At 63.2% G+C, this 22,110-nt stretch carries 17 protein-coding genes; 9 read left to right on the forward strand and 8 right to left on the reverse strand.

Annotation, left to right across the window (positions count from 1 at the left end):
• Positions 1-44: 44 nt before the first annotated feature.
• The 5 genes from xylB to xylF form a co-directional block, all read right to left on the reverse strand.
• Positions 45-1,493 (reverse strand): xylulokinase, encoded by a 1,449-nt coding sequence (gene xylB, locus U5O12_RS02840; RefSeq protein WP_322577172.1) that lies wholly within the window; start codon positions 1,491-1,493, stop codon positions 45-47.
• Between the two features lie 6 nt (positions 1,494-1,499).
• Positions 1,500-2,675 carry an ROK family transcriptional regulator gene (locus tag U5O12_RS02845; protein WP_322577173.1) on the reverse strand — a complete coding sequence of 392 codons (1,176 nt, stop codon included), beginning with the start codon at positions 2,673-2,675 and terminating at the stop codon, positions 1,500-1,502.
• A 19-nt stretch (positions 2,676-2,694) separates the two neighbouring features.
• Positions 2,695-3,474, reverse strand: coding sequence for an ATP-binding cassette domain-containing protein (locus tag U5O12_RS02850; protein WP_322577174.1), 780 nt, complete (start codon positions 3,472-3,474; stop codon positions 2,695-2,697).
• Entirely contained in the window at positions 3,471-4,607 is a 1,137-nt protein-coding gene (locus U5O12_RS02855) for a sugar ABC transporter permease (protein WP_416221434.1), read from the reverse strand. Before U5O12_RS02855 ends, U5O12_RS02850 begins: the two co-directional genes overlap by 4 nt.
• A 244-nt stretch (positions 4,608-4,851) precedes the next feature.
• Positions 4,852-5,871: a D-xylose ABC transporter substrate-binding protein gene (xylF, locus tag U5O12_RS02860; RefSeq protein WP_322577176.1), complete on the reverse strand. Its 1,020-nt coding sequence runs from the start codon at positions 5,869-5,871 to the stop codon at positions 4,852-4,854.
• Between the two features lie 222 nt (positions 5,872-6,093).
• Here xylF and U5O12_RS02865 point away from each other — a divergent pair, with 222 nt between their 5' ends.
• The gene (locus U5O12_RS02865; RefSeq protein WP_322577177.1) at positions 6,094-9,078 is read left to right on the forward strand and encodes an FG-GAP-like repeat-containing protein; all 2,985 of its coding nucleotides are present in this window, start codon (positions 6,094-6,096) and stop codon (positions 9,076-9,078) included.
• A 22-nt stretch (positions 9,079-9,100) separates the two neighbouring features.
• On the opposite strand, the gene U5O12_RS02870 is transcribed toward U5O12_RS02865, so the two are convergent.
• Positions 9,101-9,685, reverse strand: a complete 585-nt coding sequence (locus U5O12_RS02870; RefSeq protein ID WP_322577178.1) for a hemerythrin domain-containing protein — start codon at positions 9,683-9,685, stop codon at positions 9,101-9,103.
• A 154-nt stretch (positions 9,686-9,839) separates the two neighbouring features.
• Here U5O12_RS02870 and U5O12_RS02875 point away from each other — a divergent pair, with 154 nt between their 5' ends.
• Both U5O12_RS02875 and U5O12_RS02880 read left to right on the forward strand, forming a co-directional pair.
• Positions 9,840-13,562: a DUF748 domain-containing protein gene (locus U5O12_RS02875; RefSeq protein WP_322577179.1), complete on the forward strand. Its 3,723-nt coding sequence runs from the start codon at positions 9,840-9,842 to the stop codon at positions 13,560-13,562.
• A 10-nt stretch (positions 13,563-13,572) separates the two neighbouring features.
• Positions 13,573-14,208, forward strand: a complete 636-nt coding sequence (locus U5O12_RS02880; protein WP_322577180.1) for an FMN-binding negative transcriptional regulator — start codon at positions 13,573-13,575, stop codon at positions 14,206-14,208.
• Here U5O12_RS02880 and U5O12_RS02885 read toward each other — a convergent pair.
• Positions 14,205-15,221: a pirin family protein gene (locus U5O12_RS02885; protein ID WP_322577181.1), complete on the reverse strand. Its 1,017-nt coding sequence runs from the start codon at positions 15,219-15,221 to the stop codon at positions 14,205-14,207. The genes U5O12_RS02880 and U5O12_RS02885 overlap by 4 nt on opposite strands.
• 79 nt (positions 15,222-15,300) lie before the next feature.
• On the opposite strand from U5O12_RS02885, the gene U5O12_RS02890 reads away from it, so the two are divergent.
• Both U5O12_RS02890 and U5O12_RS02895 read left to right on the forward strand, forming a co-directional pair.
• Positions 15,301-16,500: a sialidase family protein gene (locus U5O12_RS02890; protein ID WP_322577182.1), complete on the forward strand. Its 1,200-nt coding sequence runs from the start codon at positions 15,301-15,303 to the stop codon at positions 16,498-16,500.
• A complete protein-coding gene (locus tag U5O12_RS02895) occupies positions 16,497-17,111 on the forward strand; it encodes a hypothetical protein (RefSeq protein WP_322577183.1) in 615 nt (204 codons plus the stop codon). Before U5O12_RS02890 ends, U5O12_RS02895 begins: the two co-directional genes overlap by 4 nt.
• 150 nt (positions 17,112-17,261) lie before the next feature.
• Here the strand turns inward: U5O12_RS02895 and U5O12_RS02900 are convergent, their stop codons facing one another.
• The gene (locus U5O12_RS02900; RefSeq protein ID WP_322577184.1) at positions 17,262-18,212 is read right to left on the reverse strand and encodes a HEPN domain-containing protein; all 951 of its coding nucleotides are present in this window, start codon (positions 18,210-18,212) and stop codon (positions 17,262-17,264) included.
• Between the two features lie 123 nt (positions 18,213-18,335).
• On the opposite strand from U5O12_RS02900, the gene ygiD reads away from it, so the two are divergent.
• The 4 genes from ygiD to U5O12_RS02920 all read left to right on the forward strand — a co-directional run bounded on the left by ygiD (position 18,336) and on the right by U5O12_RS02920 (position 22,057).
• Positions 18,336-19,241, forward strand: coding sequence for a 4,5-DOPA dioxygenase extradiol (gene ygiD / locus U5O12_RS02905; RefSeq protein WP_322577185.1), 906 nt, complete (start codon positions 18,336-18,338; stop codon positions 19,239-19,241).
• A 101-nt stretch (positions 19,242-19,342) separates the two neighbouring features.
• Positions 19,343-20,047 (forward strand): TetR/AcrR family transcriptional regulator, encoded by a 705-nt coding sequence (locus U5O12_RS02910; RefSeq protein ID WP_322577186.1) that lies wholly within the window; start codon positions 19,343-19,345, stop codon positions 20,045-20,047.
• A 160-nt stretch (positions 20,048-20,207) separates the two neighbouring features.
• Positions 20,208-20,762 (forward strand): TRAP transporter small permease, encoded by a 555-nt coding sequence (locus U5O12_RS02915; protein ID WP_322577187.1) that lies wholly within the window; start codon positions 20,208-20,210, stop codon positions 20,760-20,762.
• Positions 20,763-20,779: 17 nt separating this feature from the next.
• Positions 20,780-22,057 carry a TRAP transporter large permease subunit gene (locus tag U5O12_RS02920; RefSeq protein WP_322577188.1) on the forward strand — a complete coding sequence of 426 codons (1,278 nt, stop codon included), beginning with the start codon at positions 20,780-20,782 and terminating at the stop codon, positions 22,055-22,057.
• The last annotated feature ends 53 nt before the right edge of the window (positions 22,058-22,110 follow it).

The following is a 22,110-nucleotide window of genomic DNA, read 5'->3' on the forward strand; positions in this document are numbered from 1 at the left end:
GTCGAATTAAATGATCGGTGTAACGCCCTTGCGGGCGTGGTGGTTCAGGTGGATTGGTACAGGCTGCGGAAGGTCGCATAGCGCTCCAACAGCAGGGCTTGCTCGGCAGCGATGGGGCGGTAGGTGGCCTCCACCTCGGGGCTCAGGCATACATCGGCAGACGCAGCGCCCGTGGCCAGCCAGCCCAGCCGTGCGGCGCCCAGGGCACCGCCAACTGCAGAGCTGCCATGGGTCACGATGTCTACGTTCAGCGCGCTGGCCAATTGCTGCGCCCAGAAGGCACTGCGCGCGCCGCCACCCACCAGCGACAAAAGGGTGACGCTGCTGCCCGCCGCGTTGAGCGCGGCCAGTCCGTCTTTCAGGCCAAAGGTCACGCCTTCAATCACTGCGTAGCCCAGGCGGGCGGCATCGGTGTCAAAGCTGAGGCCGTGGAAACTGCCGCGCACATTGGCGTCGTTGTGCGGGGTGCGCTCGCCACCCAGGTAGGGCAAAAACAGGGGGGATGCAGCGCGTTGTGCCGCGCTCAGGGCGCTGGCTTTTTCTGCCACCGCGCCCGCGTTGGGTGCGCCCAGCAGGTCGGTCACCCACTGCAGGCTGCTGGCGGCAGACAGCATCACGCTCATCTGGTGCCAACGGCCGGGCACGGCGTGGCAAAACGCGTGGGTAGCGCTGGCTGCGTTGGGCTGGTAGCTGGGCGTCACCACAAACAGCACACCGCTGGTGCCCAGCGACAAGAAGCCTTGGCCGCTGTCGACTGCACCCATGCCCACGGCGCTGGCTGCGTTGTCGCCCGCGCCACCGGCTACCACGATGCCCTTGGGCAAGCCCAGGGCCTGGGCCACATCGGCTTTCAGGGTTCCGCTGGGTGCGCTGCCTTCCACCAGGCGCGGCATATGGGCCTGCGTCAGGCCGGTCAGGGCCAGCAGGGCGTCCGACCAGGTGCGCTTCTGCACATCGAGCCACAACGTGCCGCTTGCGTCCGACATGTCACTCACGTAGTCACCGGTGAGCTTGAGGCGCACATAGTCCTTGGGCAGCAGCACCTTGGCGACTTGCGCAAAGATGGCAGGCTCATGTTTGGCGACCCAGCGCAGTTTGGGAGCGGTAAAGCCGGGCATGGCCAAGCTGCCGGCCAAATCGGTCAGGCCCGGCAGCTCGGCCATCATCTCGGTGCATTCCAGCGCGCAGCGGGTGTCATTCCACAAAATGGCGGGGCGCAGCACCTGGTCTTGTGCATCCAGCAGCACGGCGCCGTGCATCTGGCCCGACAGGCCAATGGCCTGCACCGCGGCGAATTCCTTCGGGTGTGCAGCGCGCAGCTGCGCCAAGGCCGACTGCGTGGCGGCCCACCAGTCGAGTGGGTTTTGTTCGCTGTGGCCGGGGTGTGGGCGCTGCACGGTGAGGGCAGTTCCCGCTGATCCGAGCACGCGGTGGTCGGGGGCCAAAAGCAGCACCTTCACTTCGGAGGTGCCAATATCGATACCAATAAACATGCGTGGTTATGCGGTGATGGTGGAGGAAGAAGAAATCTCGGTGGCCTCCGCAGCGCGGGCTGCAGGTGCCGGGGTTTTGGCATGCATCGGTCGCAGGTCGTGGTGCAGCACCAGCGCTGCGGCGCCTACGGCGGACGCCAGCAAGCCGTAGCGCGCGGCGCGCACGGTAGGGGCTGCCATGCCGGCACTCGCGGCGTAGGCCTGCAAGGTGTCTTGGGCGACTTGCACGATGCCGGGGTAGGTGTCGCACGAAGGGCCGCCCACCACCAGCATGCTGGGGTTGAAGGTGGTCCACAGGTTTTGCAGCACCACGCCCAAGTAGTGACCACCTTGCGAGGCGTCAGGCAGCTTGGACAGTGCGCGGGCACCAAAAAAGGTTTCGGCGCAGCCCTTGCGGCCACACGAGCACAGCGGCCCGTCCATCTGCAAAATGCTGTGGCCAATTTCGCCGGCCATGCCTTGCATGCCGGTAAACAGGCGGTCGTTGAGCACAATGCCCGCGCCCACACCAGCCCCGCAAGTCACAAAAATGAGTGAGTCTTTGGCATCGCCCTCGGAAAACTCGTATTCGCTGAGCGCGGCGGTGTCGGCTTCGTTTTGCACATGCACCGCCACCGGGGGCACACCGGCTTGCGCCAGCGCATGGGTGATCAGCGGTACAAAGTCCACATTGCGCCAGCCCAGGTTGGGTGCAAACCGCAGCATGCCGGTGGCTTCGTCAAAGGCACCGGGCAAGCCCACCCCCACTCCGGCCAGCTGCACGTTGCGCTGCAGCAGCTGCGCGTGGGTGCGTGCCACCAGGCGCGCGGTCTGGCGGCACACCTCTTCGGGCTGGGTGCCCAGCAGGGGTTCTTCCAGGGCGCACAAGACTTGGCCGGTGAGCGACACGCCCACCACGCGCAGGGCTTCCACCGCCACTTCCACACCCACCATGCCGCGGCTGCGGCTGTCGATCTGCAGGGGGGTGGAGGGGCGGCCCAGGCCAGGGGCGGCGGTGGCGTCGGTTTCGGTGAGCCAACCTTCGTCAATCAGCTCGCGCACCAGCAGGCTCACGGTGGATTTGGTGAGGCCACTTTCCACGGCGAGTTGGGCGCGCGAGAGCCCGCTTTGGCTGCGCAGCAGCCGCAGCAGCACGCTGCGGTTGATGCGTTTGACTAATTGTTGGTCGCCGGTCGTTTTCATGGTGGGGGAGGTGCCGCACTCACAGGCTGTGGGTTTGCGGCTTTCCTTCGGGTTGTTTGCCTGCGATGATCATTCCAAGGACCTCGTCCTCGTTGACATCGCTTGTGCGGTATGCACCCACCAATTTTCCATTTTTCATGACCGCCAATCGGTCACTGAGGCCAAAAACATCGGGCATGTCGTGCGTGATCAGGAAAATGCCCACGCCTTCGGCCTTGAGTTGCTTCACCAGGTTGCCCACCATCGCGGTTTCCTCGGGGCCCAGGGCGGCCGTGGGCTCGTCCATGATGAGGATCTTGGCGTTGAAGTAGATGGCCCGAGAAATGGCCACCACCTGGCGCTGTCCGCCGGAGAGGCGGCGCACCGGGGTGCGCACGTTCTTGAAGTTCTTGTTCAGGCGGTTGAAGACTTTGCGGGCGTCCGCGTCCATGCGGTGGTCGTCCAGCGTGTTCCAGCGGGTCAACAGTTCGCGGCCCAAAAAGAGGTTGGCCACCGCGTCCAGGTTGTCGGCCAGGGCCAGCGTCTGGTAGATCGATTCGATGCCGCAGCGCTGCGCATCCACGGGGGTGCGGATGTTTGCCTTTTCGCCGTTGATGAGCACCTCGCCGCTGTCGATGGGGTAGGCACCGGCCAACATTTTCATGAGGGTGGATTTGCCTGCGCCGTTGTGGCCCAGCAGGGCCACCACTTCACCGGGGTAGAGCGTGAGGCTCACATCGTCCACCGCGTGCACGCCACCGAAGGATTTGCCGATGTTGCGCATCTCCACCAGCGCTTGCTTTGTATTGCCCGCGCTCATACGGTGTCTCCTGTCATACGGCGGTAAACCACATCAAACACCACCGCAGCAATCAGCACCTGGCCGATGATCACGTAGCGCACCCCAATCGACACATCGAGCAGCAACATGCCGCTGTCAATGCTCTGCATGATCAGCGCACCCAGCACCGATCCCAAAATAGAACCACTGCCGCCGGCCAGCGCGGTGCCCCCAATCACGGCAGCAGCAATCACATACAGCTCCATGCTGGTGCCCAGCGAGTTGGTGCCTGCGTTCAGGCGGGCAATGGACACCATGGCGGCGATGGTGATGAGCACACCCATCAGCGCAAACAGCATGAGCGTGACTTTGCGCACCGGAATGCCCACCAGCGCGGCCGCCTCGGGGTTGCCGCCCATGGCAAACACATAGCGGCCAAAACGCGTGCGGTGCACGATGAATGAGAGCACCAGCGCCACCGCAGCCCAGATCAGCACGGGGATCGGAATGCCTTGCGGCGCGTCCTTGTTCATGATCTGGTAGTTGTTCATGGCGGTGACAAAACCCAGCACGATGGCCACGGGCACCAGCACGATCAGCGCGTCCAGCCACAAGGGGTTGTTGGGCACGTCATACGATGCCTTGGCGCGGCGCTTGGCCCACATCTGAACCACCAGGGCCAGCACAATCACGCCAGCCAGCACCCAGCTGGCGGTGACGCCAATCGCACCGTCAAAACCACCGCCCAGGCGTTGGAAGAATTGGTCATTCACGGGTTGGGTTTTGCCGTCGGCCACCAGAAAGGCCGCACCGCGAAACGACATGAGGCCACCTAGCGTGACGACGAAGGAGGGCACGCCCAGCATGGCGGTCAGGGCGCCCTGGTACAGCGACACGGCGATGGCCACGGCCAGGCCGGCCAGCGAGGCCTCGACCCAGTGCCAGCCGGCGGTGTACATCAGGGTGGCAATCAGCACGCCCACAAAACCCATGACCGAGCCCACCGACAAGTCGATATGGCGCGCCACGATGACCAATACCACCACGGTGGCGACAACGCCCACCACGGCTGTTTGCTGGGCAATGTTGTACAGATTCTCGGGGGACATGAAGAGTCCGCCGGACAGGATGTTGAACACGATGGCAATGGCTGCCAGCACGGTGCCCATCATCACCAGGCGCCAGTCGATGGCGGCCTGCTTCAGGGAATTCAAAACGGGATTCACATGCGTTCTCCGCAAGACATAAAAAAACCGCGGGCTGTCCCCAGCCCGCGGTTGGAGGGCTCTTCAGTTCCTTAGCGCGCTGTAATCGGCGCGACGGGTGTCCACTCAGGGCACCCGCGGAACTGGCTTTGCCAGGCCGCTGGGTGCGCCCCCCTGGAGGGGGGAGCCGCGCAGCGGCTCAGGGGGTGCTTCATTTGCAAGCGGCTGGGCCCTTGGCAGCGTCTACGCCTTTGCACAAGTCAGCCTTCTTGATCCAGCCGGCCTTGACCACCAGATCCAGGTTTTTGGCGGTCACTGGCACAGGCTTCAAGAACTGGGCTTGCAGAGCCACTTTCTTCTCGCCACCGTTCCAGGTTTGGGCGCCAGCCACTTTTTGGCCCTTGGCCAGATGCACGGCGGCAGCCGCGGCGTCACGGCCCAGGTCACGGGCGTCTTTCCACACCGACACGGTCTGGCTGCCCAGTGCCACGCGGTTCAGCGCAGCGTGGTCACCGTCTTGGCCGGAAACGGGAATGCCCTTGATGCCCTTGGCTGTCAACGCAGCCACCACACCACCGGCGGTACCGTCGTTGGAGGCCACCACGGCGTCAATCTTGCCGCCGGTCTTGGTGATGATTTGCTCCATGTTCTTCTGGGCGACTTCGGGCTTCCAGCCGTCGGTGTATTCCTCGCCAACGATCTTGATGTCGCCCTTTTTCACGGCGGCGTCAATGATTTCTTGCTGGCCACCGCGCAGGAAGTTGGCGTTGGGGTCGGTAGGCGAGCCCTTGATCATCACGTAGTTGCCCTTGGGCTTGGCTTCCAGAATGGCGCGGGCTTGCATACGGCCCACTTCCACGTTGTCGAAGGTGATGTAGAACACGCCGGGCGCTTCGATCAGGCGGTCATAGGCCACCACGGGGATCTTTTGCTGGTTGGCCTTGTTCACGGCCGGCAGGATGGCGTCCTTGTCCATGGCCAGAATGATCAGGGCCTTGGCGCCTTTGGAGATCAGGCTGTCGATGTCGGCCAGTTGCTTCTCGGGGGAGCCACCAGCGTCGGCGCTGATGTAGCTGGCACCGTCTTTGGCCAATTGGGCCTTGATGGCGGCTTCGTCAGTCTTCCAGCGTTCTTCCTGGAAGTTGGACCAGCTCACGCCCACGACTTGGGCAAATGCGCCAGCAGCAGCCAGGCTCAGGGCCAGGGCAGTCAGGGTTGTCTTCAATTTCATTGCTTGTCTCCGGTGGATTGGCCTGTGTCAGGCCTATGGTTTTGGAAGGACTCATCCGAGCCATCGTGCTGCCTTCAATGCAGCACACTGCATTTAGTAAGGACGACAAACTAATTGTTCGGGACTTGGCTTGCGGCGCAAATAGGGATAAACCCGACATAGTTTAATCATCGAACTTAATAAGATCGCCGGGTTCTTTCATTTTTCACAAAGGATTGCCACGTGCACCCTCTGGATTGGATTTCCCGGCCCGCGGTGCGCAGCGTGGTGGCTGGCCTGGGCCTGATGTCGGGCGCCTGGGCGGCCGATGCGCCGGTGCCTGCCACGCCCCGGTTTGCCGAAGAAACCGACACCGCCGGCTTGCAAAGCCGCTTTGAAGGCGAAGGTGAGTACATGGTGGGTGGCGGCGTGGCCACCTTCGATTGCGACGGCGATGGCCTGCCCGAGGTGTACGTGACCGCAGGCGTCAACAAAGCCAAGTTCTACCGAAACCGCAGTACACGCGGCGGTGCGCTCAAGCTGCAAGAGGAGCGCTCCGGCCTGGAGCTGACCAATGCCGTGGGTGCCTACCCGCTGGACATGGATGGCGATGGCCAGACCGACCTGGTGGTGCTGCGCGTGGGGGAGGTGCAAGTGTTCAAGGGGCTGGGCCAGTGCAAGTTCGAGCGCGCCAACGACGCGTGGACGATTCGCACCGGCAACGGCTGGCACACCGCGTTTACTGCCACCTGGGAGCAGGGCCAAAGCTGGCCCACGCTGGCCATTGGCACCTACACCGACCGCAGCAAGCCCGAGTTTCCTTGGGGCAGCTGCACACCGGGTCTGCTGTTGCGCCCCAAAGAGGGGGGCGGTTACCAGCCTGCCACGCCCTTGGTGCCGGGCCACTGTGCGCTCTCCATGCTGTTTTCGGACTGGAACCGCTCAGGCTCAGCAGCACTGCGTGTGAGCAACGACCGCGAGTACTACAAGGGCGGCGAAGAGCAGCTCTGGCAGTTGCCCGCTGGCGGTGCCCCTGTGCTGTACACCGCCGCCCAGGGCTGGAAGCCGCTGCAGATCTGGGGCATGGGCATTGCCAGCCACGACCTCAATGGCGATGGCTACCCCGAGGTGTTCTTGACCAGCATGTCCGACAACAAGCTGCAGACGCTGGAGGCGGGTGCGACCCAGCCGCGCTTCATCGACATGGCCTTCAAGCGCGGCGTGACCGCGCACCGGCCTTATGTGGGTGGCGATGTGCACCCCAGCACCGCCTGGCACGCGCAGTTTGCCGACATGAATAACGACGGCCTGACGGACCTGTTTGTGGTCAAGGGCAATGTGTCCACCATGCCCGACTTCGCCACGCTGGACCCCAACAACCTGCTGCTGCAAAAGGCCGATGGCAATTTTGTGGAAGCCGGCAGTCAAGCGGGCCTGGCCAGCTTCAAGCGCGGGCGTGGCGGCATGGTGGTGGACCTGAATGGTGACGGCTTGTTGGACGTGGTCGTGGTGAACCGCTGGGACAAGGCGCAGGTCTGGCGCCAAACCAGCAGCGGTGCCACTGCGGAGGCCAGCCACTGGCTGCAGCTGCGCCTGCAACAGCCCGCAGGCAACCGCGATGCGGTGGGCGCCTGGGTGGAAGTGAAGCTGGGTGAAGGGGATGCGACCCGCGTGATTCGCCAGGAGCTGACCGTGGGCGGTGGTCACGCCAGCGGGCATCTGGGCTGGATGCACTTTGGCCTGGGCGCTGCACAGTGCGGCGCAGCTGCGGGTGCAGTGGCCGCACGGCGGCTGGAGCGACTGGATGCCCGCGAAGGCCGATGCCTTCTACACCCTTGGCGCCCAAGGCCTTGTGAACTGGAAAACCCCATGAAACACCGATTGCTTTCCCTGTGCCTGGCCGGGGCCTGCGCCTGGGCCAGTGTGCCTCTGGCGGTGCAGGCACAGCAGCCCACCCCTGTTGCGCGCCCGGCCAGCGCCTTCAGTGCGAGTGTGGCGACCGAATGGTTCAACCTGGCCTTGTTGCTCACCCAGCAGACACCGGGCTACAGCCCGCCCGTGGCCTCGCGGGCGCTGGCGTACCTGGGGCTCGCCCTCTATGAATCGGTGGTGCCCGGCATGCCCCAGCACCAGAGCCTGGCGGGACAGCTCAACGAACTGCAGTCGCTGCCCTGGGCACAACCCGACGAGGTGTTGCACTGGCCTACGGTGGCCAACGCGTCCATGGCGACCATGACGCGCATGATGTTCCCCACCGCCAGTGCCGAGAACAAGGCTCGCGTGGACCTGTTGGAGCGCAGCCTGCCGCTCAAATACAGCCAGGACTTTGACCCCAACACGGTGACGCCCGAGATCACCAACCGCTCGGAGACCTTTGGCAAGCTCATGGCCATGGCCATCATGACCTGGGCCCGTACCGACGGCGGCCACGAGGCCTGGGGCCCGTTGCGCCGCAGCCAGCAAAACTATGTGCCGCCCAGTGGTGAGGGCCAGTGGTCGGCTACACCGCCCGCATTTGCACCGGCGCTGCTGCCCTGGTGGGGCGAGGTGCGGCCCTTTGTGCTCAAGACCAGCAGCGCATGCGCGGCGCCTTTGCCCCCGCCGTATTCCGAGAGCCCCGGCTCGGCCTTCTACAAAGAGGCTCAAGAGGTCTACCAGGTGAGCAACAAGGCCACCCAAGAGCAGCGCCAGGTGTCGCTGTACTGGGCCGATGACCCACTCAAGACCCCCACACCTGCGGGCCACTGGGCCTACATTGCCAACGACTTGCTCAGAGTGCAAAAGGCCGACCTGGCCCAGGCCGCCCACACCATGGTGCGCCTGAACATGGCCATGGCCGACGCCTTTATTGCCGGCTGGAAAACCAAGTACACAGTGAACCTGTTGCGCCCGGTGACCTATGTGCAGCTGGTGATCGACAGCAACTGGGTGCCCACGCTGATGCACACGCCACCGTTCCCGGAATACCCCTCCGGCCACTCGGTGCAGTCCAGCGCGGCGGCGGGCATTCTGGAGGTGGTGTTTGGCGCCAACAAACCCTTCACCGACAACACCCACAACGACCGCGGCTGGGGCCCACGCACGTTTGCCAGCTTCAAGGTGGCGGCCGATGAAGCCGCCATCTCGCGCATGTACGCCGGCATCCACTTTCGCAGTGGCATTGAGGGTGGCAAGGTGCAGGGTCGCTGCGTGGCCCAGCAGGTGCTGGCGCTCAAACTGACGCGCTAATCCGGGAGGCTTGGCAGCGCTTTCAGCCTTCGCCCACCCCAATGGGCGCAGGCGCCCGCATCACGATGCGGGTAAACAGGCGGTCGAACGCCGGGTCGCGCGGATGTTGGCCGGTGAGCGGGTCGCAGTTGTTGGCAAAGGCCGCGTCCAGCTCGGCCCAGTCGGCATCGCCCAGCACGGCTTGGGCCACGGGCAGGATGGCGGTTTCTTCCAGCTTCATGTGGGCCAGGTAGGCCGCCACATAGCGGCGCACGGCGGTGTCAAACGCGGCGTGGCGGCTTTCGCCCAGCAGCTCCCAGGCCAGCAGCAGGTGTTGCAGCTCGCGCACGGCGCCTTCGCTGTGGGCATGGTCTTTTTCCAGCTGGGTCACGGCTTCCATGGTCTGGGGCGCCAGGCGCACCACGCGCGGAAACAGCAGGTCTGACTCCTTGGGGTGGTGCAGACGTTCGGGAAATTCGTCAATGTAGAACAGCATGGCGCGCAGCACGTCAAAAAAGCGCTCGGGCTCATCGCCGGGGCCACGGTCCAGCATCAGCAGCAGTGACTGCAGCATGGCGGCCAGGGCGGCGTGTTCGTCTTTGATGGTTTGCAGGCTGCTGCGGGGCATGGCGTGTCTCCGGTGATTTTGCGAGAGCTTCCCACGTGCGGTCCACGGTGAGCTTGATGCAGGTCAACGGCTGTGCACGGTTCAAATGGCGCCGTTACCATCGCTGGTGTGCGCCACCCGGCGCGGTGCCGACGCTTTTACTTCCAGACCTGCCATGACCCCACTTCCCACTCGAATCCTGCCCTGGTTGCGCCGCCTGGCCTATGCGCTGGGTGCGCTGGTTTTGCTGTGGGCGCTGGCCTGGGCGCTGGTGCCTTCCATCGCAAAGAGCCAGGCCCAAACCCGGCTGTCGGCACTACTGGGCCGCGCGGTCACCATTGGGGCCATCGAGTTTGCGCCCTGGTCGCTGGAGCTCACGGTGCGCGACCTGGCGGTGGCCAAGGCGGATGGCAGCGGGCCGCAGTTCAGCGTGGCGCGCGTCTATGTGGATGCCGAGTTGCAGTCGTTGCTGCGCCTGGCGCCTGTGGTGGACGCGGTAGCGGTGGAGGCGCCTACGCTGCATCTCACCCACACCGGCAAGGGGCAGTACGACATTGACGACATCGTGCAGCGCTTGCAGGCGCCGTCGGACGCGCCTGCGGAGGACCCGCTGCGCTTTGCGGTGTACAACGTCACCCTCAGCGGCGGCAGCGTGGACTACACCGACCAGGCGCTGCAAGGCCCGCCGCGCCAGCACACGCTGCGCGAGCTGCAGCTCAATGTGCCGTTTCTCAGCAACTTTGATTCCAAGCGCGATGTGCTGGTGGCGCCCCGGCTGGCCTTTGTGCTCAATGGCAGCGCGTTTGATTCGTCGGCCCAGGGTACCCCGTTTGCCCAAACCCGCCAGGGTGAGGCGCAGCTGAAGATCCGCCAGTTCGACCTCAAGCCCTATCTGCCGTACCTGCCGGCGGGCCTGCCCGTGCAGCCGCAAAGTGCGGTAGTGGATGCCGAGCTCAAGATCGCCTTTGTGCAGCAACCGCAAACGGCGGTCACGCTGTCGGGTGTGGTCACTGTCAGCCAGCTGGCCGTGGCGGACGCCGCTGGCGCGCCCCTGTTGTCTGTGGACACAGTACGCACCGAGTTGACCGATGTGCGCCCGCTGGAACAGCAGGTGACGCTGGGCGCGGTGGATATCACCAACCCGCGCCTGCAGGTACTGCGCGCGCGCAACGGCCGCCTGAACCTAGAGCTGGCCGGAGTAGGTACTGCCAAAAATGCTCCTAAAACAGGAGCTGCTCGCGCAGATGCTACGGGGGCTAAAGGCCAAAATGACACTCAAACACCTGCGGCAGCCAAACCCTGGACCTTGGCGCTGGAGCGCTTGGCACTGCGCGGCGGACGCGTGGACTGGCAGGACCAGCAGACCACGGCCAAGCTGGCGCTGACAGACATTGAGCTCAGCGCGCAGGGCCTGCATTGGCCCCTGGAGAAACCGGTGCAGGCCGAACTCAGCGCCAACCTGCCTGCGGGCAAAACCAGCGCGCGCCTGACCCTGCAAGCCGAGGGCACTGACCAACAAGGTAGCGCCCAAGCCACGGTCAATGGCCTGGCATTGGCGCTGGCCGATCCCTACCTGTCTGCCTGGCTCCAGCCCACGGTGCGCGGGACGCTGGACGCCGAGCTGGGCGCCACGTGGACTGGCGACACGCTGCAGGCCACGGTGAAAAAACTGGCGGTGCGCGACGCCGGCTTGGTCGCCAGCAAGGCGATGGCGGCCACGCGTACCACGCGCAACGCCGAGGGCCTCAGCTCCCAAGACCTGCCCAAATTCAAGCTGCTTGAGCTGAGCGATGCCCAGGTGGACCTGGCCGCCCGCAGTGCCCGCGTGGGCAAGCTGCTGCTGGCTGGCGCCAGCAGCGGTGTGCGCCGCGAGACGGACGGGACCTGGATGTTTGAACGCTGGCTGAAGACGGCCCCTGAGGCTGGGCCCGGTGCTCCTGCCACCCCGGCTGCCACGGCGCACGCTGCTGCACCGTGGAAAGTGGTGCTGGGCGAGCTGCAGGTGCAAGACGCCAGCGTGCAGTTCACCGACCGGATGAACGCGCGCCCGGTCCGGCTGGACGTGTCGGCCCTGAACCTGCAGGCCAAGGGGGCCGCCCTCGATGGCAGGAAGCCGGTACCGGTGACGTTAAGCGCCCGCGTGAAGTCCGGCCAAGCCGAAGCAGGAAGCCTGCGCTACCAGGGTACGGTGGCTTGGGACCCGGTGGCGGCCCAGGGCGCGCTGGAGCTGCTGGAGTTACCGGTGCATGCGCTGGCCCCCTATGTGGCCAGCCAGGTGAACCTGGATGTGTTGCGGGCCGACGCCAGCTTCAAGGGCCAACTTCGCTTTGCCAGCACAGCCAGGGGGCCAGAGGTGGCGCTCAAAGGCGATGCACAGCTGGAAGACTTCCGGGCCAACACCGTGCAGGGCGCGGCCGGCAGTTTTGCAGAAGAACTGCTGAGCTGGAAGTCGCTCAACGTGCCCGGCATCGACCTGGCCATGGCGCCCGGCACCGCCACCCGCGTGAGCGTGCGTGAGGCGGCGCTGTCCGACTTTTACGCCCGCCTCATCGTCAACCCGAATGGCCGCCTGAACCTGCAAGACCTGAGCAAAACCCCGGCCCAGGCCGAGGCGGCCGCCAGTGCGCCACCCGGTGCTGGGGCATCGGCTCCGGCAGCGGTTGCATCTGCAGCTGCAAGTGCCAGCGCCGGTCCTGACGCCATCATCACCATGGGGCCCATCAGCCTGGTCAACGGCAGGGTGCTGTTTTCTGACCGCTTCATCCAGCCCAACTACACCGCCAACCTGAGCGACCTGACCGGCAAGCTCAGCCAGTTCTCCAGTCAGCCCGCCAACGGCGTGGTGCAGCTGGCGGACTTGGAGCTGCGTGGGCGTGCGGAAGGCACGGCGTCGCTGGACATTACCGGCAAGCTCAACCCGCTGGCCAAGCCGCTGGCGCTGGACATTGCGGGCAAGGTGCGTGACCTGGAGCTGTCACCGCTCTCGCCCTATGCAGTGAAATATTCTGGCTACGGCATCGAGCGCGGCAAGCTCAGCCTGGATGTGCGCTACACCGTGCTACCCGACGGCCAGCTCACTGCCACCAACAAGCTGGTGCTGAACCAGCTGACCTTTGGCGACAAGGTGGACGGCGCGCCCAACAGCCTGCCGGTCAAACTGGCCGTGGCGCTGTTGGCCGACCGCAATGGCGTGATTGACCTGGACCTGCCCATCAGTGGCTCGCTCAACGACCCGCAGTTCCGCATTGGCCCGGTGATCTGGAAAGTGGTGACCAACCTGGTGGCCAAGGCCATCACGGCCCCCTTTAGCCTGCTGGCCAATGCCTTTGGCGGCGGTGGCAGTGCCGAGCTGAGCACGGTGGCCTTTGCGCCCGGCAGCGGCGTGCTGACGGACCCCGCCAAGGAAGGTCTGGACAAGGTTGCCAAGGCTCTGGTGGACCGCCCCGGTTTGCGCTTGACCGTGCAAGGAGCGGCCAACGTGGAGGCAGAGCGCGAGGCGATCAAGCGCGAACGCCTCAAGGGCCTGCTGCTGGCCGAAAAACGCCGCCGCGCCACCGCCCAAGGGCAAGACGCTGCGGCCGTAGCCAGTTACAGCGCCGAAGAAATGCCGGTGCTGCTGCGTGCGGTCTACCGCCGTGCCGACATCACCAAGCCACGCAATCTGGTGGGCCTGACCAAAGACATTGAGGTGCCCGATATGGAGGCACTGCTGCTGGCCAACATCACGGTCAACGACGAGGCTGCCCGCGAGTTGGCGTTGCAGCGTGGTGTCGTGGTCAAAGACTACCTGGCTGCGAAACAGGTGAGCGCAGAGCGCCTGTTTTTGGGCGCTGTTAAAACCGGTGGCGCTGCGGCAGATGCCAAACCGCAGGCTGAACTGAACCTGGCCAGCCAGTAAGAGACGCTGCATGTACCAACCTAGCCATTTCGAAGAAAACCGCCCCGAGGTTCTGCACGCACTGCTGCGCAGCCATCCACTGGCCACCTTGGTGACGCTGACTGCGCAGGGCCTGGAGGCCAACCACATTCCGCTCTATCTGCGCTGCAAGGGCGTGGACCGCCCCACGCTGGTGGGCCATGTGGCACGCGCCAATCCGCTGTGGCGCGATACCGATCTGGCCACACCGGTGCTGGCGATCTTTCAGGGCCCGCAGCACTACATCAGCCCTGGCTGGTACGCCAGCAAAGCGGAGCACGGCAAGGTGGTGCCCACTTGGAACTACGCGGTGGTGCATGCCAAGGGCCTGCTGCGGGTGCGTGACGATGCGGTATGGATTCGCCAGCAGATGCAAGAACTGACCACCCAACAAGAGGCTCCCATCCCCGCGCCCTGGGCTGTAGACGATGCTCCGCGCGATTACACCGACCGCATGATTGCGGCGGTGGTAGGTATTGAAATCCCCATCGACAGCCTGGTGGGCAAGTGGAAAGTGAGCCAGAACCAGCCAGCTGCCAACCAGGTCACCGTGCAGCAGGGGCTGCAGGCCACGGGCACCGAGGCCGGCGCCGCGATGGCCACACTGGTGCGGGAGAGTGGGGGCTAACGCTCTTCTATTTTTCCATCCGCATGCTTGGCAAAGCGGCCCTTTTCGCGCGGGTGCACGGGGTCACTCGCGCCCCAGGGCCAGCCGCCAAATTCGGTGCGGCGGTAGTCGGCAAAGGCCTGGTGAATCTCTTGTTGGGTGTTCATCACAAACGGGCCGTACTGCGCCACAGGTTCGCCAATCGGGCGGGCCTGCAGCACCAGCAGTTCACTCTCGGCATCACCGTTCACAAAACCGCAGTCATGGTCGGCCTGTACTTCCATCACGGATTTGACAGGCACTGATTCCCCTGCGACGGTGAGTGCACCGCCTTTGAAAAAATACAGGATGCGGCGTGTGGCGGCACTGGCGGCCGCAGGCAAGGTCCACTGGGCCCCGGGGCTGAGTTTGATGGTGTAGATGCCCAGGTCGCTGCCGGGTTCGCTGGCCCAGGAGTCGGGGGGCGGGGGCAGGGCCTGTTTGCCTTCCAGCGTGCCGGCAATACACACCACCTCTGTGGTCTTGCCCTGTGCATCGGTGGCGGTGATGCGGGGAATGTCCTCGTGCCAGAACATGGTGAAGTGGGGCTCGGCCATTTTGTGTTTGGCCGGCAGGTTGACCCAGATCTGGAATAGCTCGGTCGGGTTGGGCGCATCGGTGTGCAAGAGCGGGAACATCTCGCAGTGCACGATGCCTTTGCCGGCTGTGAGCCACTGCACATCGCCGCCGCCGAAGCGGGCGGTGGCTCCCAGCGAGTCGGAGTGGTCAATGCGACCATTGCGCACGATGGTGACGGTCTCGAAGCCCCGGTGCGGATGCGAGGGGAAGCCGGGCACGGTGTCGCCGTGGTACATGCTCCAGCCGTCCTTGCCCGCAAAGTCCTGGCCGATGTTGCGGCCGGCCAGCAGTGCCGGGTCGGGCGCCATCTGTGCGTTGCCTGCCGGGTAGGCGTCGTTGTGGTGCACGCAGAACAGGAAGGGGTCCATGGTCTGCCAGGGGAAACTCAAAGGGGCGATGGAGCGCAGGGTTTTCATATCCCGCATTGTCCCCGCCTTGGGAAGTTTTTGCAGCCCTTGCGGCAGAGTCCCCGTGGCGGACCACTAAGATCGGCGCATGCTTTTTTCTTCTCTTTTGGCGCGCCCCGGTGGCCGTGTGGCCCTGGTGCTGGCCAGCCTGGCGACGCTGCTGGGTGCAGACTTCGCTGTGCGCCCGCCTGCGGCCGCCCCTGCGCTGGCGCAGATGCCGGCCATTGCCGTGGGCGGCCAGCCGGTGCAGGCGGCGCAGTTGCAGCGTATGGCCGGGGGCGATGTGCCCATGCCGCCGGGCACCGCTGCCGCGCACGCCAGCAGCCTGCTGCCCATGCCGGCCGGGCACGCCGCAGCATTGAGCCTGTTCTGGTTTTCGGGCGAGCGCGAAAGTGGCCCGCTGGTGCAGATTGCCGCCACCCAATGGGACCGTGCCAGCCAGGCCTGGCTGCCGCCGCGCTTTGTGGTGAACCGCCACCAGATGGGCGACTTGCTGGGCCACGGCCTGCGCCGCTTGGGCAACCCGGTAGCCTGGACCGATGCGCAGGGCCGCATGCACCTGTTTGTGGTGGCCACGGGCTGGGGCGGCTGGGCCGCGAGCCGGGTGCTGCATTTGCAGCAAAGCAGTGCCTCGCAGGACCTGGCCGAGCTGGCCTTTGCACCGGTGCGCGTGCTGCCCTTGTCATGGTTGTGGAACACCAGCTTTTTGGTACGCAACGCCATGCTGCCCCTGCAAGATGGTGGTGCGGTGTTGCCGGTGCATTTTGAGCTGGGGCTGAAATATCCAGCGGCCGTGCGGCTGGATGCGAATGGAGAATTTCTGGGCCTGACCCGCATGTCCAACCGGACCCACAACCTGCAACCCAGCATCTTGCCGCAAAGCCCTGCGCAGTGGGTGGCGCTGATGCGCGACGAGCGGCACGGTGGTCGGGTCACCGCCGTACGCACCGACGATGGCGGCGCGCACTGGACCGATCTGCCCGATCTGCCGCTGGGCAACCCCGATGCGGCCGTGGCCGGCTTTGCGCTGGGGCCGCAGCAAATGCTGCTGGCCCACAACCCCACCCCCGAAGGCCGTGCCCGGCTGGACCTGAGTCGTAGCGCCGATGGCCTGCAGTGGACGCTGCAGCAAACGCTAGCCAAGGGGGCGGAGGAGGCCGAGTTTTCTTACCCCGCGCTGGCCTGGGCCGATGGCGCCTTGTGGATCAGCTACACCGTGGACCGGGCGACGCTGTCCTGGCAGCGCTTTGCACCCGGCGGATCCGGCACATTCGGAGGTACGCCATGAGCGCGCCCACTTTGCCACCGCTGTGGCTGATGCAGGTCTGGCTGCCACTGGGCTGGGCCGTGGTGTTGGCTGCGCTGGTGGTGCTGATAGGTGCCCGCTTCACCCGGCACCGTGGCGTGGTGTGGGGCTTGCCGCTGCTGGTGGCGCTGTGGACCCTGCTGCCCGGCGAACTGTCCCCCGCGTATTGGCTGGGCCTGGCCTTTCAGGCGCCCAGCGTGCTGATGGTGCTGCTGTGCGCCTGGTGGGGCGGCCGTGTGCTGCGGGGGGCGCCTGGGGTGGCGCACCCTGGCAAACCCATGGTCGTTGTGCTGCTTGCCGCCCTGGTGCTGGGCTGGCTGTTGTTGCTCGACACCCTGGCCCAACTGCTCGTGGCCTTGTATGCGTTGGGCTTTGGTGCGCCCGCCGTGGCTGTGGTGGCGCTGGTCACCGTATTGCCTCTGCTGCAAGCGGGCGCGGCCCAGCGGGTCAGCACCTGGCTGGCACCGCTGGCCGTGTTGCTGTTTGTGCTGCTGCGCCTACCCACTGGCAACGTGTGGGACGCGGTGCTGGACCCCTGGCTGTGGTTGGCACTGCATGTGTATCTGCTGCGGAGTATTTTTCTGCGCTCCTGATTTGATAGCTGCTTGCGCATACTTTCGGAATTGGAGAATCGTTTTGATAAAAGGCGCACTTTTTTGTGACGCCTCTCCGCAATAGCCGATGTGTCGCGACGCCCTACCGAATTCTGCGGCTGAACCAAAGTCTTCGCTATTAGCTGATTGTCAATCGTGGAGGTCTTGGGGTGTGCCAAAAATCAAATTCAGCATGTATCTGTCCAGAGATTCACTGGATCCGTTTTGAAAAAGTTTGTCTAGTTTTTTATCCTGAATAATTTTCAGAACCAAACTTCTCGCGTGATCGTCACAGTTTTTGGAAATCGCAGGGAGATTCACGATGATTTTTTCGGAAAGAGTATCCCCGTGGACTATCTTTGAACGTATGCCATACGCTTGTTTGATTTGTTGAAAAATATCGAATCTTTCATTGGGGGTTTTGCCGATGAAGAACGCGGTACGTTCAGCTAATTGGTGCGATAGCTCCGAAGACGATGTGCTGAGTGTTGACTCGAAAAAAGAGCAGTAATTTGCAATTTTTTGCCCGAGGTCGGTGTTAGCTCTTGCCTGTTGAAGGTAAGAAATGCCTCGATCCAGGCGCCCCATAGTTTTTCTGAATTTGGTGTGCGGTTGTTTTTCCTGCTCGCGTGCACCTTGTAAGAACTCCGCATGCAAATGCCCAATTTTTCGCAATTTGTCTGGGTGCAAGATCACCGGACTTCTTTCCCCCTTGCATGACGTGTAGTTCAACGCCAAGGAATTGCTGTGTACATGTACTTGACTCTGAGAAAATGAGAAAGCTAGCTCGCAATTAGCACTGTTGTCTTCAACTAACCAAGCAGCAGTTAGAAATGCTTGAACCTCTCTAAGAAAGTTGACGATTTCAATATCTGCTTCTGTTGAGGACGATATTTCGTCAATCCGATACAGTACGGGGGTTCCATTTGTTAATGGTCTCGCCTCCAAGCTACCAATAGTTATCAGGTCGCTAGGTGTCATATAGCCGGCGATGTGAGCCGGATTGTTCGAGATATATAAATTTTCCTTAATCCTCAATGGAGTCAACAATCTCTCGTTGATTTGAAAGTCGATCAAAGCAGTTATATAGACGTATTTCATATGTCTTTTGAGGTTGCGGATGTCTGAGGAGTTTATTCAATTGTTTTTTGCCTTCTGCTATCAAAGCCGGAGCTTTGAATACGTTGGAGGGAACTTCATGCTGGTGTGATGCATCCATCTCCGATGCAACGTAGAACCACCTTGGCCGCTCTGGCCACACTCCCCAGCCTGCTCACCACCCCGCTGTCCAGTGCCGCCACCCAGCCCATGCTGCAGGGGCTCAAGCCCTCGCCGCGTTTGCCGGTGCTGTTTGTGGGGCATGGCAGCCCCATGAATGCGATTGAAGACAACGCCTGGCGGCGCAGCTGGCAGACCATGGGGACCGAGCTGCTGGCGCGTGGTGTGCGGCCGCAGCTGATTTTGTGCATCTCGGCGCACTGGCTCACACCGGGCTGGCAGCTCACCGGCATGGCGAAGCCCAAGACGATCCACGACTTTGGTGGTTTTCCGAAGGCCCTCTTTGACCAGCAATACCCCGCGCCCGGTGCACCGGCGGTGGCGCGCAGCCTGGCCAGCAGCCTGAAGTCGCCCGCCATCGGCACGCCCTTGGGTGTGGACGCCCAGTGGGGCTTTGACCACGGCACCTGGTCGGTGCTGAAACCCATGTTTCCCAAGGCCGACATTCCCGTGCTTCAGCTGAGCATGGACTACAGCCGCGCGCCCTCTGAGCACTATGCGCTGGGCCGGCAGCTGCAGGCACTGCGTGAGCGCGGCGTGCTCATCGTGGGCAGCGGCAACATCGTCCACAACCTGCGCGCCACACGCCAGGACACGGCGCCCAACGAAGCTTATGACTGGGCTACCGAGTTCGACACTGTGGTGCAGAACCAGATCAAGAAGGGGCAGCTGGACGCATTGCAAAACTTCCAGTCACTGGGCGCCGTGGCGCAGCAAGCGCATCCCTCGCATGAGCACTACCTGCCGCTGCTGTATGCGGCCGGCGCAGCACGGCCCAGCGAAATGCCGCGTTTCTTCAACACCGGTTTCCAGTCGGCATCCATCTCCATGCGTTCGGTGTTGTGGGGTTGATCAGGTCTTATTTGCTATTAAAAGTGTAGCTTATTGCGCATATTTCATAAGGGTTAGGGGCGATTTTCATAAGTGAAGTGAGGCCCTCCTATACTTGGGCCATGAGTGAGTCCGTCCCATCTTCTGCCTTGCCCGCCAGCGCACATCCAGCGGTGCCGCCTGTTCGGGCCAGCAAATTGGCCAAGCCCGCCACGCGCACCAATGACCCGGCACGCACGATGGCGGGCATTCTGGAAGTGGCGACCAAAGAGTTTGCCGCCAAGGGCCTGAGTGGAGCTCGCATTGATGCGATCGCCGAAGCCACCCACACCAGCAAGCGCATGATTTATTACTACTACGGCAGCAAAGAAGGGCTGTACGTAGCGGTGCTGGAAGAGTCGTACCGACGCATGCGCCAGATCGAAGGGCAGTTGCACCTGGAGGACATGGAGCCAGAGGCAGCGCTGCGCCGGCTGGTGGAGTTCACCTTCGACCGGCACGCCGACAACGAAGATTTCATCCGCCTGGTGATGAACGAAAACATCGAGCAGGGCAGCTACCTGGCGCAGAGCAAGACCATCCAGCAGCTCAACGTACCTGCCATTCAGGCGATTCGCCAGCTCTATGACCGGGGCGTGCAGCAGGGCGTGTTCCGCCCGGGGCTGGACCCGGTGGACATCCACGCTTCCATCTCGGCGCTGACGTTTTTCAACGTGTCCAACCGCCACACCTTTGGGCTGATCTTCAAGGACAAGGCACAGGACGCGCAGTCCGATGCCCGCCGCGCCAGCATCACCGAGATGGTGGTGCGCTTCGTGCGCAAGTAACCGCGCTGGCTTGATGCGCCCCGTGCGCAGAGATCGTCTAAGCAATTCACTTTTGGCATAACAGCTTTCCCGGTTATGCGCGATATAGCTAGGGAAAACCCGCATCACGCAAAACTAACTAGTTCGTACATTAACAAACGTACGAAATCTGGAGCAATGCGTGGTCAACAAATTCATCAAGGGGTACTGCAAGCTGCTGGGCTATCTGATTGCCGCCGCGCTGGCGCTGATGGTGGTGCTGGTGTTTGGCAATGTGGTGATGCGCTACGCCTTCAACTCGGGTTTTACGCTCTCCGAGGAACTGTCGCGCTGGCTGTTTGTCTGGGTCACCTTCATGGGCGCCGTGGTGGCTCTGCATGAAAAAGCCCACCTGGGCACCGACATGCTAGTGGGCCGCCTGGGCGCCACCGGCAAGAAGGTGTGCATGGCACTGTCTCTGGTGCTGATGTTGTTCTGCCTGTGGCTGGTGGCCAAAGGTTCTTACGACCAATACCTCATCAACAAGGAATCCACCAGCCCAGTGATGGAAGTGTCCATGGGCATTTTTTACGCCTCGGGCGTGGTGTTTGCTGCACTGGGCGCGCCCATTGTGCTGATGGACCTGTGGCGCTTGCTCAGCGGCCAGGTGGACGACGCACACCTGGTGCTGATCCAGGAATCTGAAGAGGCCCCGCACGGTGGCAATTCGGATGCCCAAGCCCATTCCCGCAACTGAGCCCGGAGCCGACTGAGATGACGATTGCAATTTTTCTGGGTTCTTTGCTGGCATTCATGGCGCTGGGGGTGCCGATTGCGTTTGCCCTGCTGCTGTGTGGTGCGGCGCTGATGTGGCAGATGAACATGTTCGACGCGCAAATCCTGGCGCAGAACGTGATTGAGGGGGCCAACAGCTTTCCGCTGCTGGCGGTGCCATTCTTCATGTTGGCGGGCGAGATCATGAATGCCGGCGGCCTGTCGCGCCGCATCGTGAACTTTGCCATGGCGCTGGTGGGCCACATCAAGGGCGGCTTGGGTTATGTGACGATTGTGGCAGCGGTGATCATGGCCTCGCTGTCGGGCTCTGCGGTGGCAGACGCTGCTGCGCTGACCGCTTTGCTTCTGCCCATGATGGTGGCGGCTGGCCACGACCGGGCCCGCTCGGCGGGGCTGATTGCGTCTGCCGGCATCATCGCCCCCATCATTCCGCCCAGCATTGGCTTTGTGATTTTTGGTGTGGCGGCCAACGTGTCGATTTCCAAGCTCTTCATGGCCGGCATCTTTCCGGGCGTGTGGCTGGCCTTGTCGCTGGTGGCCACCTGGTGGTGGCTGGTGCGCAAGGAAATGGTGGTGCCACCACCGCGCAAAACTGCGGGCGAAGTGCTGGACGCAATGCGTCTGGCGACCTGGGCGCTGGTGCTGCCCTTCATCATCGTATTTGGCCTGAAGTTCGGGGTGTTCACACCTACCGAGGCGGCCGTGGTGGCAGCTGTGTATTCGCTGTTTGTTTCTACCGTGATCTACCGCGAGCTGAATTTCAGCAAGCTGGTGCCTCTGTTTATTGCAGCTGCCAAGACCAGTGCGGTGGTGATGTTTTTGGTGGCCGCGGCCATGGTCTCAGCCTGGATGATCACCGTGGCCAACCTGCCTGGCCAAGTGGTGGAGCTGCTGCAGCCCCTGCTGGACAGCCCGCGCCTCCTGATGCTGGCCATCATGATTCTGACCATCGTGGTGGGCACCGCGCTGGACATGACGCCCACGATTCTGCTGCTGACGCCGGTGCTGATGCCAGTGGTCAAGGCTGCAGGCATTGATCCGGTCTACTTTGGTGTGATGTTCATCATCAACAACGCGATTGGCCTGATCACGCCGCCCGTCGGCACGGTGTTGAATGCCGTGGCCGGTGTGGGCAAGGTCGGTATGGACGAGGTAACCAAAGGAGTGCTGCCCTTCATGGCTGCGCAGTTCGCCATCATGTTTTTGATGGTCGCCTTCCCGCAGCTGGTGATGGTGCCTGCGCGCTGGTTTTATTGATCTTTAACGGCAGCTGGGCGTGCTTGGGTACGCCACGTCCGGCAGGCTTTTTG

This window comes from Rhodoferax sp. (assembly GCF_034519335.1).
Lineage (GTDB): Bacteria > Pseudomonadota > Gammaproteobacteria > Burkholderiales > Burkholderiaceae_C > Allorhodoferax.